The sequence below is a fragment of the Pseudomonas endophytica genome (assembly GCF_001411475.1).
Classification (GTDB): Bacteria; Pseudomonadota; Gammaproteobacteria; order Pseudomonadales; family Pseudomonadaceae; genus Aquipseudomonas; species Aquipseudomonas endophytica.
The window spans coordinates 1-14,862 of record NZ_LLWH01000009.1; the positions used below are offsets into that span (position 1 = coordinate 1).

The window sequence follows — 14,862 nt, forward strand, 5'->3', positions numbered from 1 at the left end:
CCGCGACAGGGGGCGCGGGCAGGACTTCCGCCATCTAAACGAGCAGTCGTTTGCAGCGGAAATACTGAGCGGCCGTATTCAATTGCCCGTCACCATGCTGCATAGCAGCCGTAAAGCGCCAAAGTTCGCGCATATCCGTCACGTCGCCGCGCTAATCGACATCCGCGCCTACAAGGCCGACGAGGAACTAGCCAAACCACCAAGCGATACACCGGATAAAGACGACTAGCCCAGCGCTGCCACCACCAGCGCACACCAGGAGTACACCACATGACTTCTATCCAGATCAGCGCGCTGATCTTTTTGATATGCAGCGCGGCCCTGCTGTATTGGATCGGCTACTGCAACGGCCAGGCCGATGGCCGCAGGCATCAACCCAAACCCCGCCCCCGGAGAAAAGCGGTATGACACACTCACGGACCCAGCGCCTACCCTTGCCCGCTTTGCTCTGCAACACCAGCGGGATCGCCGCGCCTGTAAAAAACAGTCTCTGCTGCGCAGCAGCAGGCATTACTAAAGCCTTTCAAGCCACTGAAGAGGTGCTTACATCCCACGAAAAGCTGCGCGAGGCAGCACACACTGATGCCCCGCTGAACGCTACAAATCGCCCGCCCGCCCAGCCTGCCTTAGGGTATATCCCTTTTCTATTAACACTAAACCAGCATGGGTCGATTGCTAGACTTATGCAGATACCAGGTGTAGGGAGAAAAACCGCAGGACTTATCCATGCTGCTTTATTCCAATGGGTAGATGCCGAACATCCACCTAGCGGCGATCCACATTCTTATCCACTGCCGGTTTGCTATATCGCACCAAGGGACATTGAGTATTTGCAAGGAGGATCGGATCGGCATGCCGTCGTTCGCGCAGGCGAGGTATCAAAATACAAACTGCCGCTCTATACCCGAACCGATACAGGCGAAATTGAGTATTGGAGATCAGTCGCTCAGTCCTATGAGCACCACGTGCTCGGCTTACAAAAGGAACAAGAGACTACCCTTGCGCGTTTAGCCGATCTGAGTTCACTACTCCTTGAGTGGCAGCACAGTTACAGCAATGACACCCAAGTCCAGCAAGGCTTACACGAAAGAACTGACCTAGCTCTATTCACAAAGGATCAGAACTTGGAGCCGATAGATGGCTAGTCAGAAAGTGTACCAACGACAAAAAAAACTGAGTGAAGGTGCCTATCTCATGAAGACACCCGGGTTCGAGCTCGTCGACGGACTCTATCCGGATATAGGTGCTTACATAGAGGTTTCAATTCCACATGCTTGGCTGACTGATGACGCATTTAAAAGCCCTGCAGATTTCGAAGCAGATTTTTACATTGATGTTCACGACCTGATCCAAAAACGCATAGACGAAGGGCGATGCGCGTTCAGCCACCCCTGTGCCTCTGAAGCAAAAAGCACCATAGCGATGCTCAGAAAATATGCAGATCTGCTTGAGAACACCTTTGTTTTGGCATCCGATGCTATCGAGCGAAACATCGGTGACGAGGACGCACAAGTTGAAGGCAGTAGTTTCGATGAGGAATAGTTACCTCAAAGGCGAAACTCTCGCCGGACAAATATGCAAGCGTCCTAAAACAAAAGCCACAGACTCGCAGCTGGGATGGATTTGTCTATGCGCAAAGAACTGATCAAAATTAGTGAATACCAACGCCGCCGTTGGGGTGAGAACGGGACACCACTCTGCTCACAAGCCATCCGCAATTACATCCGCAACGGAAAGCTACCGGGCGAGCAGATAGGCTCACTCTGGTATGTCGACTGGAACGCACTGAACATAGCCGACGGCAACGACCTAGTCGCTATGGTGTTGAAAGGAGTTGCCTGATGGCTCCACGGCCACGCAATAGTGCAAACAAGCATCTGCCGCAGAACCTGTACTTTGATCCACGGCGCTCAACCTACCGCTACCGCCGCCCCAGCGACGGTAAATGGTTTCAATTCGGCACCGATCGGATCAGGGCAATAGATGCCGCAAAACAGCTCAATCTGGCCTTCATGCAAGGTGCCGATCTGGTCCGCTCAGTCATGGGCAATGCATCTGGCTCATTTGCAGGTTTTTTGGACAAATACGAAACCGAGATATTGCCTCCCCGCGAGCTGGCCAAGGGTACGCTCGGACTGTACGCCGTTCACTTCAGACGCTTCCGAAAGCATTTTGAAGGCAAAGGCGTCGATCAAATAACCATTCGCATGGTTGCCGAGTTGCTGGACACACTGACCCCAAGGAGCGCCAATCAAAGTCGCGCTCTGCTGGTGGACATTTTCAATCATGCCGCGTCCAAAGGCTTATGCCCGGACAACCCGGCATCAAGCACCATCAACCGTATCGAGAAAAAACAACGTAAACGCCATACAGTGGAAGGCTTGAAAGCGATCAGGGAAGTAGCACCGGCTTGGCTACGCAATGCCATCGACTTGGCGCTGATCACAGCCCAGCGTCGCTCTGACATTCTCGATATGCGTTTTGACGGTGTTCGGGATGGCTTCCTGTACTTGGTACAAAAGAAAACTGCGAAAGCCAGTGATACTGCGTGGATTCGTTTCAAGGTGACTGACGAGTTACAGGCCGTCATAACCCGCTGCAGAGATAACGTCGCCTCACCCTTCTTGATCCATCGTAAGCCACAACGACTGTTACAGAAGCAGGCGCAGACCAAAGAGCACTGGACCAAGGTTGAGGATCGCTTTCTAACGCGCTCTTTTAAAGAGGCGCGGGAACTTGCTGGCTGTTATGCGGATTGGAAAGAAGAGGAAATGCCGGGCTTCCACGAAGTGCGAGCGTTGTCGCTACACCTGTACAAAAGAGCCGGTAAAGATGGCCAGACCATTGCGGGCCATGCAAGCGAGACCATGACCAAAAACTACCAGAAGGACCACGCCGATGTGATCTGGTCGGATGCTATTCCAGACCTGAATATTAGCGAAATTACCGGTTAGTTTTGCGCGCATTTTGCGCCAGTTTTGCACAAGGCAGAAACGAGAAAGGGAATCAAAGGTCTAAACCCTTGATTCCCTTACAGAATATGGTCGGGACGGAGTGATTCGAACACTCGACCCCTAGCACCCCATCTCCTTTTTCATACTTCTTGAAAGACTCCAAAATTTCACTCTGGATCTTTCTAAGCTAGTATTTACTTGAGCTCCAGCGGTGTTCTGCTCTACGAGAGTCCAGTAACGTCCATCAAGAGCCGACGTTTTTGTGGGGGTAAAAGTAGGGGGAGTCCGTTTCATGGCCAAAATCACCATCAAAGAACTCGAGTCACTGACTGCCAACGATGCGGGCCGCATCCTCCGGGAGGACGGCAATCTGGCCGGTCGAATCTCAGTCCGCAAGGACGGTGTGTCGGTCAGCTTTTTCTATCGTTATCGCTGGGGCGACCAGAACAAAGAGTACGCCTGCGGAACCTGGCCGCGCAAATCCCTGACAGACATCCGCAAGGCGCGTAATCAGGCCAGGGCGCTCATTGATGAGCAGATCAATCCCAACGAGCAAAAGAAAACCGCCAAGGCGCAGGCATACGCCGCTGCTAACGTAGAGGCTGAACTAGTAAAAACGACGAAGGTGAAAACGCTGATCGTCCAGGATCTGGCCAAGGCGTGGCTGTTGGATGGCGTGGCGCGCAAGGATGGCAATGCTGAATTGCAGCGCCGTTTTAACAAGGACCTTTTTCCGGCACTCGGCAAGACCGCGGTGAGCAGCGTCTCCGAACACGATGTTCGGACGCTGATCCGGGCCGTGATCAACCGCGGCGCTCACCGGCAAGCCATCAGTTTCTTCGCCGACCTCACTCAGATGTTCAGCTGGGCCAGAAAGCGTCAGCCCTGGCGGGCCTTATTGATCGAGGGCGATCCGACTGAGCTGGTCGACATCTCCCCATTGATCCCTGCCAACTACGAAGCGGAAAGAAGCCGCATCCTTTCCCCGGCTGAGCTGTTGGAACTGCACAACCGCTTCCAGCAAATGACCGCCGATTACAACGCTCTGCCCGCTGGGCAAAAATACGACGGCATACGGCCGTTAAAGAAGGAAACCCAACTCGCGCTCTGGATCAGTCTGGGCACCCTGTGTCGGATAGGCGAGTTGCTGCAGGCCGAATGGAAAAATGTCGATCTGGACCAGCAGATCTGGTTCCTTCCCAGCGAAAACGTCAAAGGCACCCGCGGCAAGAAACAGGACCACCATGTCTTCCTCTCCCCCTTCGCCTTGCATTTCTTTCAGGAGCTCAAGACCCTGACGGGAGACTCCCAGTGGTGCTTTCCGAACAAGCAGGATGACGGGCATGTGGACTTAAAGGTAGTGAGTAAACAGGTCGGCGATCGCCAGGCCCGGTTCAAAAACCGCAAGTCCCTCTCAAGAAGGCGTCACGACGACACGCTGGTCCTTGCCGACGGCCAAAACGGCGACTGGACGCCGCATGACCTGCGCCGCACGGGCGCGACCATGATGCAGGCCTTGGGCGTTAGCTTGGATGTTATCGATCGCTGTCAAAACCACGTGCTGGCTGGCTCGCGGGTGAGACGCCACTACCTGCATCACGACTATGCCGAAGAGAAGAAACGTGCCTGGAATCTGTTGGGCGATCGTCTCAGTGAAGTCTTGTCCGCAACCTACGAGCACACACCGACCGAGTCGATGTTGTCGTTTCCTGCATATACCGCGAATAGTTATTTACCGCCGTCTTAAGTTGGCGTCTTCAGTGTTGCGTCGTCATCAGCGAATGACGACCCCGTGAGAAGTGGAACCGTTGTCCAACTCACTGTGCCAGTGTAGGGCGTGCCATCGGCAGCCCGGCTCCACCGAAAATATTCTCTAGCCGGTACAGCGCCAAGAGGTCGGCGAACTTCGCCGCCGTTACGTGAAGCAACAATCCTCCGGTCGGGCTGTTTTTGTCGATGTTCTGCGCAGGGAACTAGTGTTTGTGTCAGTGTTTCGCGGCACGCCCAGCCCCTCCTGCCACAGCCCAGGCATCAAGTACGTGACCGCTCCCTCCGGTACAGAACAGGCGCTAACCGGATCAACAACTGACTTTTTATGTGCTCAAGCGCTTCGTCACCCAGATTCAAGCTCTTCAAGTGCTCTAGCAGCTCGCTTTGCCCTGGTTGACCGAATGCTAGACGGTAAAGCGATAGGACTTTTTGCATGTTCGGATAGCGGCGTGCTTCTTCGCTGAAGGCAAGTCTCGGAATCAAGCGGCGGATCTTCGCGTCACCTTCGGGATAATGCCAATAGGGCACCAGATCAGTTCCCCAGGTGGGGCTTTCGACAGATGTAAACAACGCCTTCCAGTTTTCGGGCGCGCTGTCGTACTCCGCCACCGCTTGCACCACTCGACGCCGGACCACCAGCGACTGGTAGCGATTGACCCGCCCTTCCCGCTGTTCCAGATCTATCGGGTTATTCGGCAAATTCCAATGCACGACTTCGCTGCAGTACCAATGAAAATCCAGGCCTTCCTGACCAATGGAAGTTGATGCGAGAACGAACGGCCGAAACGGCGAATTGAAGCTTTCACGTATATTGATGATTCGTGTCTGGCCCGCTTCATCCGTGGTTTTCTGAGCGCCCAGTTGCACGGCATAATGACATCTCAGGTGAGTGTCGTCTTTTTCCCTGTCAACCTTCCAGACTTTCACATTCGACGGTGTCGTGCGAAGAACGCTTTCGAGCGTAGTCACCACATCATCCAGCAACTTGTCGGGTGCAAGTAGGTAACAGTACTCCTCAAGCATCGCCTGTATGCCGCCATCGGCGCAGTACCTCACGATGCCTCGCCAAGGATGCAGCGGGTCGAGCCGCCGGGCGATCGCACCGCCCGTGACGCTGTTGAATAGACTGACAAATCCCAGAGCGACCCGACTGGCGGCTCCTATCAGGCAAGGACCGGGATACAGCTGGCGCAGCACGCGGTAGGCGCTCACCGCCGGCGATCCCACAGCCAGCCTGGCAAGGTACTGAGGAAGGTCTTCAGGCATTGCGCCCAGTTCATCCAGTTGGTTGAAACGACGGGATATTTCGCGAACGCGCAACCGCGCTCCGTCGGAGAGATTGCCGACGTCCAACATGGCTTCAAACCATGTGGCGGTCCATCCCTCGTGCGCCTGATCCAGCAGCATTGGGGCGAACAGATACCAGTAGTGGCTGTTCTGAGCGCCCTGATTGCAGACGCGCAATGACGCTAGACTCCTTGTGAAGTGCCGGATGAGTTCGTCAAGGCGGCTCTCCAGTGGGACTGAAGTACGCGCTATCGGAATGTCAGTCAGGCAGCGGGCAGGATAAATCAGCGACCAGTTGGCAACGTCCCCGCTGTCGAGTTTGATCACCGCGCGACGTTGTTGCAGATGACGGTTCTGGTCGTCTTCGCTGACACCGGCACGGCGCTTGTTGAAGTACTCCGATTTGTCCGTGAGATGCTGCTGGACTCGCCGTTCCGCCTCGTAGCTCATCAGCCCGCCCACCATCCTCGGCACCATCGTCCAGGAGGAAAACAGTAACGTCTTGCTGAGTTGCTCGTGACCGGCAAAAAAGCCTCTGAGTCGATAGTGCGGCCAACTAGGCGGTAGCCAAAGTAGCATTTCCGGACCGGCTTTACGCCCGTCTCCAAACAAGTGACTGGCTAACCAGCGAACCTGCGGATTGGGTGCCTCGCGGGCGACATCCAGCGTGAACTTGCGGATCCGCTCGCGTGATAACCAGAGGTTTTTGTTCGCAGTCAACTGCTTGAACAGCGCCGGAGATCGCTCGAAGCGGCGTTGCAGCACTTCTTGCACTTTGTAACCGGTACTGAAAGACAGCGGCCAGGCTGCCGACTTGAAAAAGCTCATGATCTGACTGGAGACGCGCAGTGAGCTGTCAGCTTCCAGAACGAGCGCCAGCCGGTCCAGCTCGATATAAGTGCGGATATCATCGGCGCGCAATTGTGGCAAGTCTTGCGGGGGTATCCCGTCGACCAGGCTGTCCACATCCCGAGCGATCTGGCTTCGCTCCGTGCGGCAAATCAGTGGGCGAAGCAATCGCTCCACTTCTCGGCGAGGCGCATCGTCCAGCGCTTCGCCATCGATGCAGTCGCGTCGCAGACACAGCAGCGCAGCCTGCAGTTTCTTGCGTGCAGGTTCGTAAGCATCGAGTGGCGACAAATTCAAAAACGCGAGGATCTGGTTGAGTTTCTCCAGATGGCCGTCATCGTTCTCATCGTCATCCACGGTGCTCATGGCTTTGAACGGAGTGGCCGAGAGCATCAAGACATTGCTTTCGCGCTCGCGACTGAATATCTCCCGTGCGATCAGGGACTGTTCGTTTTCCTGCAGATCGAGTAGGCTTTCGAAGCGCTGAAACTCGTCGAGAATGAACAGATCCGCCCGGAGGTGCGTAGCGCAGCATCGGGCGAACGTCACGCGCAAATCGCGCATCAGCTCGCGTTTGACGCCACGGTGACGTTCCGCACGCAGACCGGCAGTGCTGCGCAGTCGTTCCAGCAATGAGGGCGTCGCGTCGTTCGACACGAAAATGATCGCTGCGTGAAAGCTGGCAACGATCTCCTTCACCAGTCCTTGCTGTTCTATCTGATCCCGCTCCGCCTGCCAGCTGTCAGCACATTGCACTCGGTCCTGGAACAGCGCCGTCAAACTGTGGCGAAAACCTCGAAGCTGCGGGTGCTGAAGCAACGCCGCAAGGATAATGCCCCTCTCCTGCCGGTTTCCTGTTCCCTGGGTCAGCGAAAACGATGTGGCTGGCGTCAGGGTGCAAATTTCCAGCAATGCACCGTGCTGCTCGGGCTGGCACACCGCGACTTGCGCGAGGCGTGCGTAAGACGGCTGTCGAATCCAGCCGCTGCCTGCTGGAAACACGGCAAGCTTGGCCAGGTTCTCAGCGGCCAGACTCAAGTTGGAACAGATATAGGTGACACGTAGCGGTTCGCGTCGATGCCAGTCGCGCAGCATCGACACGATCAGTCCTTTCGCGACGACGGTCTTTCCTAACCCGACTTCGTCGGCAACCAGCACCCGACGGCTGTGCTGCGGGTCTTTGAACTGTTCGGCAATGCGCTCGACTGTCGCACGCTGGAAATCCTTGAGCCTGCTCCAAGTCATCTGCAGGGCTAGATCGACGTTGTCGCGATCCGATACAAATCGAGTCATGCTTTCTTCTTCCATGCAAGCTGCTGGTACTGCGCCCATAAGACGGACAGCTCAGAAGGGACCAGATGTTCAGTGTCGCTGAGCCGGGTCAGAATGGCGTCGATGCGCTGCAGCTTTTCAGGCTGTCGGGCAGCACAACGCAAGAGAGCCTCGTGCAGCGGCCCGCCGAACATCTGGCTGAAGTCGGCATCAGCGTCCGCCCCGGGACCGCCCTCCCTCGTCATGCCGGTATCCGCCGTATACGCGTGGCCTGGATGCAACAGCATCTGAATATAAGCAAGCAGCTTGTGCGGGCTATCAATCAGCGTCGTCGTGATTTTCTGCTCTCGCGTATCGCCACCATCGATTTCAAGACGGACCTTGATCATCAGTTCGACGGGAGGTGATGACACCGGTATCACTCTGAGAATAACGAATGCACTGACCTGGGTCAGATTCAGGTCTTCCCAAACCATACGAGAAGCCAGACTCAGCGGCTTGCCTCTGACCAGCGGCTGCACCTCGATCACCCAATCGCCATGTTGCTCCAGGAGTGGCGGCGGGCATTCAATGACACAGGTGTAAGTCCCGTTGGCCTCGGCACGGGCCTGCAGATACCAGTCTGCCTGGATCAGGTTGTGCTGGAGTCTGCGCATCCATGCTTCCGTCTGATGATCATCCGTGATCGACGCTGGGCTGAAACGATGAGGGATGAAAATACCTGTCGGCTCTTGCTCACGTCCTACCAGTTCTGTGCGGAGCTGGTCGACGGACTGCTGGCCACTTTTGCTCGACAGTCGCAGCATGAACTCGGTATTGCGCGGCGCCGCTCCCACAGCGCCAAGGGCTGCCTTGGTGACATTCGCCGAACCGATATGCCAATGACTGACGGCGCCCTCCTGCAGCAGCACCAGCTTGGCATGCAGATTCTGGGGACGGGCTGCGGTGAGCTCATCCTCGCCCTCGATCAGGCAAGGATTGAGCGCGAAGCACTCCCAATCCTGCAGCTGGCATTCACCTATACGGTCGAGCTCTTCTGCGCGGCTGAACAGCCAGTGCCGCGCACCAGCCTGCTTGACCAGGTCGAGCGCTTCGTGATGGAGAAACGGTGACATCACCATTACCGTGCTGGCAGCGGTACCCAATGACAGCGGCAACTTCCCTGGCTTTTCAGGCAAGGTCTTCAGCGCGTTGAATCCGGCAGGCTTGTCCCAGGCCACCCGAGGCAGCTCCTTGACAAAAAGCTCCAGTCCGGCACGCAGGTCCTCCGCACCGGCGGCCAGCGCCTTCAGCAGTGCCACAAGTCCATCGTTGTCTTCACTGCGTGCGCTCGTGGGTTCCCCTTCCAGAGCGACTGCAAGGTCCCAACTGCGGTCGAACGTCAGATTCCGCGACTGCACCAACAACCGGTACCGCACCGCCTTTGTCGGACTGGTGAATCGCAACAGCCAGAACTTGGGGTGGAACGAGCTGAACGCATCGCCGGGAACCTGGGGCGCCAATAACGGTTCGAGCAACGAAAACAGCAGGTTGAAGTGGCGCGGAAGTTTGATGCAGCCCTGCTGAAAGAAAACCTTCACCTTGCCCTTCAACTGGCTGATCGCTTCCAGCAGCGCCAGCTTATCGGTCTGTAAATCACCCTCCGGCGGGCAGTTGAACGACAGCGCCAACGGCAGACACAAGAGCGTCTCAAGATCTAGGGTGTAGGTCGTCGCGATGGCATGGCTTAACGTGAACCCTTCCGGGGCTTTGAGTTTGTCGCCATAGTCCAGGCGATCAGCGTGCGGATTCAGCATGCCACGCCCTCCTGAATATCTTTCAGCACGGTTCGAACCTGCCTCCAGCGATAATCCAGCCGGGCCATCCCTAGCCAAGCGAACCCTTCGGGCAGCTGTTTATTCAGCACACTCCGCTCCTTCTTGTTTGCCCGCGCCTGATGTTCCACCAGCTTATCCAGTTCGATATCTGATGCCCCCTGGATTAAACCCTCAGCCCATCGGGTTAGAAACAGAGTCGTGTGACTGGCCAGCGTAACTTGAGTCTGTTCAAGCCAGCGGAAGATGTCGGCGGGCGTCGCGTGAGTCTGCGTGCGCCATGCACCCCATAGCTCGGCAAAGTCCCCCAGCAGAGCGTCATGTTCGCGATAGTCGTTACGGACAAGGATTATGTTGAATCGCAAGTGAGCACCGTAGATCAGCTCACTGAACGCTTGCGCCATCGCCACGTATTCGCGGGTCCGGCCAGGCAGCGACGGCTGATCGGCGGCCCAAGCCGCCAGCGCTGGGAACTCAGTCTTGGTGAGGGCCTGCTCGCGCAGCCCCTGTATTTCCAGTAGGCAGGGCAGGCTCAGTGCGGGGCCGGCTTTGAACTTTTCACTTAAAAAACGTGCCTCGGAAGCCGTCAGCGTGATTTTGACCTTGTCCAGCCAATCAGGCACAAAGCGATCTAGGTACACACTGCGGACAACGTTGTGTGCATCACTGTCGTCCCCTTCATCGCCATAGATGCTTCCATGAAACGCTTCTGACGATCCGATTGCCTGCAGAAATTGCCGGAGCGAGCCCCCAGTATCGACAAGCTTCCAGGTCCTCAGGCCTACCCAATAGATCGACGAAGGCTGTCGAGCGACACGCTCACCTTTGCTCAAAGAAGATCCAGAAATGCCGGTCTGGGTTCCGTCCTGATGCTTTTCTCTGAGCACCTCTGACAACCGTGCTTCCTGTTCCTCCAAGTAATCCGCAGCCAGCTGCTTACGCTGCTGCGACGGGCTCAAGTGCAGATAATCGCGGATGATCCGCGGCACAGTGACGAAATACTTGGCTCGAGTCTGCAGCGTGGAAAAGCCTGGAAACATCAGATCCGCAAACCCATCGCGCAACCCTCCTATGCCCAGCTCATCCAGCGTCCCCGGCTCCGACAGCTGCTTGAGAGCGTGTTTGACGCGGTCCCGGTCTTCGCTCGAAAAGTCCACCCATCCCAATTGACTCTTGCCTGACACCTTCCGCTCTCCTTGTCCTATCCAAACCACTTAGCCACATTCAATCGGGCAGTCACACAATGAATGCATGATAGGGCCAATTGCCATCGATGCGCAGATGAGCTTGGAACTCATAACCTCCGCAATGAGTCCAGGCTGTGTGAAACGCGCTCAATACGTCGAAAACTGAAAGTTACGGGCGTTACCTGCGAAACCGGCAGACGGACGCGCGAACTGTCCTTGTCAGCTACATCCGGCATTTACGTACGATCAAGCGGCTTGATTCACGCTCTGATTGTTCACGCCGACGCTGAATTGACCCACGTGCCGAGGCAAGACTGCCCCATGTCCAAACCTTCAAAAATCCAGCACAGACAAGGATTCGCGAGGAGTCAGACTGGGTCAGTGAAATCTCAGCAACTGGGGCAATTCGGCGTAGGCGCCAACATTCTTGGGGCTCATTGTGCTGGGGCGACCATAGATTTTATGGCTACCCCTAAAGGCATCAGCTAAACCGACTCAGCAGCTCATACCCCATGTAGGCCATCATCGATCCGAAAAACACGGCCAAAGTGATCGTCAGCTGACGTAGCTTGGCTTGGCTCTGATCAAGGCGGGCGGTCAGGGCGCCAGTATGCTGATTCAACGCCCCGATGATTCTGGCCTGCCCGTCGGACAGTGTGTCAACCAGCACCTTACTGGCCTGCAGTTTTTGGTCTGACTGCGCTTGTGACTGTAGTGAGGCGTCTTTCATGCTATTGAACAGGACTTGATGCACAGCAAGAGTGGCCTTGTGTTGGTGCTCCAAGCGTTGGCTAATCTCTGCTACAGCTGCTTTCAAACCAGAGGCCATAGTGGAATTGATAGCATTCAACCCTGACGCCCATTGTACGAGGGCATTATCCAACATTGTCCGGCTCTCACTGAGCTGCATGGGCAGCGCCGCGATTAGATCTGTAGCGCTCCGTTGTGCCTCACCCACGTCGGCTAGGGAGGGCTCCATGCAGCCTGCTCATCGCGTAACGTGCCCAGCAGTTCAACAGCGTCCTTGCTACGTTTAGCTGCAAGAGTACTCTGCGTTAGGCAATCAGCTAGGGGGACACCGACCAGTTCGATCTCTGCCTTGATGTCGGTAAGATCGCCCTCCAAACCTTTTACGGACTCACCCAGCGGCTTAAGCGGCTCCTTGAGAATTCTCACCATCAATTCAGCTAGGCTTTTCTCTTTTTCCTGGATTTGATCACTCACAATGGATTCTCTAGAACATTGGATTAAGCGCGTATACCTCGCAGGCTTTGTTTAGCCCGCTGCCTGCTGGTTGAACGCTAGAAATTCGTAGTACTGCTGACTCAGAGCAACGCAGGAAAACAACCCAAGCAAGGCGTCGCTGAGGTCACTCTGTGCAAGCGCAGCGGCGTATTGTTGATCCAGCGTGGCACTATATTCTTGCTCAAGCAGGCAGATGAAGCGTTCGCAGCGTTCAAGGTCCTCTTTGGAGTCCAGTGTGATACGAGTGCGCTCTGCGTCCTGCTCAACGATACTTTGCTCAATCACACCAAGGCGGGCTTGGGCAAGCCGCGTCTCTTCCTCATGCAGCGCCACCTGGTTCTTAACCTGCTGAAGCTCTTGACTCGTTGCTCGCTGGGTGCCCGTAAGGGCCTTCAGCCATTGGTCTCGCCACAGGCCCGCCAGATTCGTTAATGCTGCCGTGCCGGCCCGGCGCACGCGAGCGCGGTCTTCTTGGTAGTTACTAGATGACCAGTAGGTGTCTATCCAATAGTCGCTGAGTACGGAGCGGATCGACCAGAACTCGGCGCTCAGAATATCATCCACACTTTTCTGCTCAGGCTCCTCGAAAAGTCTACGAACCTGTCGCCAGTATGGGAGCGGGCAATTGCCGGGCTGAACGTCAAGACGAATAGCGCCTAATGTACGAGCGTACTCCCTGATCAACGTGTAAAGGGTCTCCCGGTCGTTCTTTACGCCCCCCTCCTTTGGCCTGTACCGCTCATTAGGATCAGCCAGCAAAGCCTGAGTAGCCTGCGCTATAGCGGCCTCGGCCTGCTCATAAGGCTTTTTGGACAACAGTTCGGAGACGTCTTTGAAGCGCCGGTGCGATCTCTCAACTATTACCGCCCAATTCTGAACCTCAGTGGTCAAGGCTACTCTGCGCAACTCAAGCGCCTGGAGTGTCTCTTCAACAGCGCAAGTTTTCTTATGCAGGATGTAGCGCACGCTGATATGGGTATCGAGCGTACTTCTCAGGCGCCCCATGGGCGTAGTGCTGCTAGTAATCTGCTCAAGCAATTCGTTGCGTAAGGCGGTGATAATGGGCGCCATACGCGAATGCAGCAACGGGTCATCCTTTTCCGCTTGATGCCAGCTGTTACCGAACTCGAGCGGGAAGAACAACCGCGGTTCACGGGCAGGGTCGCTGAGTTTACCAAACCGCTCAACCTGCTCAATCAGTCGCTGACGCACCTGAGCCGCATCGACCTCATGCTCTTTACGCAGTATGTCTTTCACTGACTTCGAGAAGTACGAGTAAGTGGTGACAACCCGAAATCGATAAGGCATGGATTGCCAGTCTTCAATGCCCGGGAGCGTGATCGCCCCGGGGCACAAGAAACCAAGATCATCGCCTTTGCCTACCAACAGGATCAGGTCTGCGAAGGGCAAGTACGTTTTGGCCATCAGGTTAACGTGTCGCTGCTCCTCTTCATTGGCAGGGTTATCACCGGGCAGGTCGAGTATCCGCACGCTAGAGCCTTGGGCACCGCCCAAGAAGCAGCTCTCAGGAAGGTGAACGACACAGGGAGATACTTCAGCTTTTAACTGGCCCCGCTCCATCTCCGTACGCAGCGCCCCCAAGGCCAGGGTCATATCTCTGTCCTCAACCAGCCAACGAGTCTCGCCCTTACGGGTCAATCCCCAGCGTTCGCTAGTCGAGCGGCAATACTCCATGGTTGTTGCGGTGGCCGACTGACCAGCCTCGCGCCCACCGCGCAGTACCTTTGAGATTCTGCCCATTTGGGCCGGTACAACCCCCATTAAGTCCAGCAGCAGCGTGGTTTTACCTACTTGCGTTTTACCGAAAACCACCACGTACGGTTCAGTCGCCGTCTCTCTGAGTTGCAGACGCTGCTGTACGTCCCGACTCAATGTCTGAACCATACGCGCGTAAGCACGTAGAGCCCATTCTGGCTGTCGCACCTGTAAGGCGTGCCAGTACTCTACAGCCTGGTTCGATGTCATTTCAGACCCTGCGTCCATCGGCAAACACGTGAAGGCCAGCGGCAGAAGCGTCGAGATCATGACGGAGGTCACTGGTCAGCGACTTCACATCGGCCATAGCACGGGCCAGACGGTCTTTGCGCATCAGACCTTCATCCATTTTATAGCGTGTTCGCAGTGCCTCAACGATCCTGCCCCGCGCCACAGCCATGGTGTCATCGAACTGTTTGCGCAAGTGGCCGACGTGGGCGTCATGTACGCTATGGAGCATGGAGTGTGCTTGAGCGCTGGCGGCCTTTTCAAACGTACGTAGCCGTGTCACCGCCACAGCAGTCAAGTAGCCTGCCGCAACTGCTGCTGCGACTGCGACAGCAGCTGGGTGAAGCGTCATTGGCACTGCAGGTAGGTTCGTTTCGTCCGACGAAGTATCACCAATAATCGTCGCCAGGATATCTGCTTTGCCATCACTGAGGACATCCACCGCCCTTACCGTCGCCAGCGCTTTAATAGCCCTTTTGC

The 14,862-nt window shown here is 55.9% G+C and carries 13 protein-coding genes and 1 pseudogene; 6 read left to right on the forward strand and 8 right to left on the reverse strand.

Going from position 1 to position 14,862, the window contains the following annotated elements; translation table 11 throughout:
- Positions 1-229 (forward strand): pyocin activator PrtN family protein (locus tag AQS70_RS01750; RefSeq protein ID WP_055101221.1); only part of this gene is annotated, 229 nt, incomplete at its 5' end.
- Here AQS70_RS01750 and AQS70_RS23525 read toward each other — a convergent pair.
- Positions 226-417 carry a hypothetical protein gene (locus AQS70_RS23525; protein ID WP_156354948.1) on the reverse strand — a complete coding sequence of 64 codons (192 nt, stop codon included), beginning with the start codon at positions 415-417 and terminating at the stop codon, positions 226-228. The genes AQS70_RS01750 and AQS70_RS23525 overlap by 4 nt on opposite strands.
- Before the next feature lie 17 nt (positions 418-434).
- Between AQS70_RS23525 and AQS70_RS23895 the strand changes: the two genes are divergently transcribed.
- The 5 genes from AQS70_RS23895 to AQS70_RS01775 all read left to right on the forward strand — a co-directional run bounded on the left by AQS70_RS23895 (position 435) and on the right by AQS70_RS01775 (position 4,701).
- Complete coding sequence (locus tag AQS70_RS23895) at positions 435-1,145, forward strand: hypothetical protein (RefSeq protein WP_187331761.1); 711 nt, start codon at positions 435-437, stop codon at positions 1,143-1,145.
- Entirely contained in the window at positions 1,138-1,542 is a 405-nt protein-coding gene (locus AQS70_RS01760) for a hypothetical protein (RefSeq protein ID WP_055101222.1), read from the forward strand. The genes AQS70_RS23895 and AQS70_RS01760 overlap by 8 nt, the downstream gene beginning before the upstream one ends.
- A gap of 87 nt (positions 1,543-1,629) precedes the next feature.
- Positions 1,630-1,842, forward strand: a complete 213-nt coding sequence (locus AQS70_RS01765; RefSeq protein ID WP_055101223.1) for a hypothetical protein — start codon at positions 1,630-1,632, stop codon at positions 1,840-1,842.
- The gene (locus AQS70_RS01770; RefSeq protein ID WP_055101224.1) at positions 1,842-2,954 is read left to right on the forward strand and encodes a phage integrase Arm DNA-binding domain-containing protein; all 1,113 of its coding nucleotides are present in this window, start codon (positions 1,842-1,844) and stop codon (positions 2,952-2,954) included. The genes AQS70_RS01765 and AQS70_RS01770 overlap by 1 nt, the downstream gene beginning before the upstream one ends.
- A gap of 292 nt (positions 2,955-3,246) precedes the next feature.
- Complete coding sequence (locus AQS70_RS01775) at positions 3,247-4,701, forward strand: tyrosine-type recombinase/integrase (protein WP_055101225.1); 1,455 nt, start codon at positions 3,247-3,249, stop codon at positions 4,699-4,701.
- 284 nt (positions 4,702-4,985) lie between these two features.
- On the opposite strand, the gene AQS70_RS01780 is transcribed toward AQS70_RS01775, so the two are convergent.
- The 7 genes and pseudogenes from AQS70_RS01780 to AQS70_RS23720 all read right to left on the reverse strand — a co-directional run.
- Positions 4,986-8,168: a helicase-related protein gene (locus AQS70_RS01780; protein ID WP_162233862.1), complete on the reverse strand. Its 3,183-nt coding sequence runs from the start codon at positions 8,166-8,168 to the stop codon at positions 4,986-4,988.
- The gene (locus tag AQS70_RS01785; protein ID WP_055101227.1) at positions 8,150-9,928 is read right to left on the reverse strand and encodes a phospholipase D family protein; all 1,779 of its coding nucleotides are present in this window, start codon (positions 9,926-9,928) and stop codon (positions 8,150-8,152) included. Before AQS70_RS01785 ends, AQS70_RS01780 begins: the two co-directional genes overlap by 19 nt.
- On the reverse strand, positions 9,922-11,130 hold the full coding sequence (locus AQS70_RS01790; protein ID WP_241492784.1) for a DUF6361 family protein: 1,209 nt from the start codon (positions 11,128-11,130) through the stop codon (positions 9,922-9,924). The genes AQS70_RS01785 and AQS70_RS01790 overlap by 7 nt, the downstream gene beginning before the upstream one ends.
- 484 nt (positions 11,131-11,614) lie before the next feature.
- Positions 11,615-12,043, reverse strand: a complete 429-nt coding sequence (locus AQS70_RS01795) for a hypothetical protein (protein ID WP_156354950.1) — start codon at positions 12,041-12,043, stop codon at positions 11,615-11,617.
- Positions 12,044-12,096: 53 nt separating this feature from the next.
- On the reverse strand, positions 12,097-12,357 hold the full coding sequence (locus AQS70_RS01800; protein WP_055101229.1) for a hypothetical protein: 261 nt from the start codon (positions 12,355-12,357) through the stop codon (positions 12,097-12,099).
- Positions 12,358-12,408: 51 nt separating this feature from the next.
- The gene (locus AQS70_RS01805) at positions 12,409-14,364 is read right to left on the reverse strand and encodes a hypothetical protein (protein ID WP_055101230.1); all 1,956 of its coding nucleotides are present in this window, start codon (positions 14,362-14,364) and stop codon (positions 12,409-12,411) included.
- A gap of 1 nt (position 14,365) precedes the next feature.
- A pseudogene (locus AQS70_RS23720) lies at positions 14,366-14,862 on the reverse strand (sugar kinase); the annotation flags it as partial.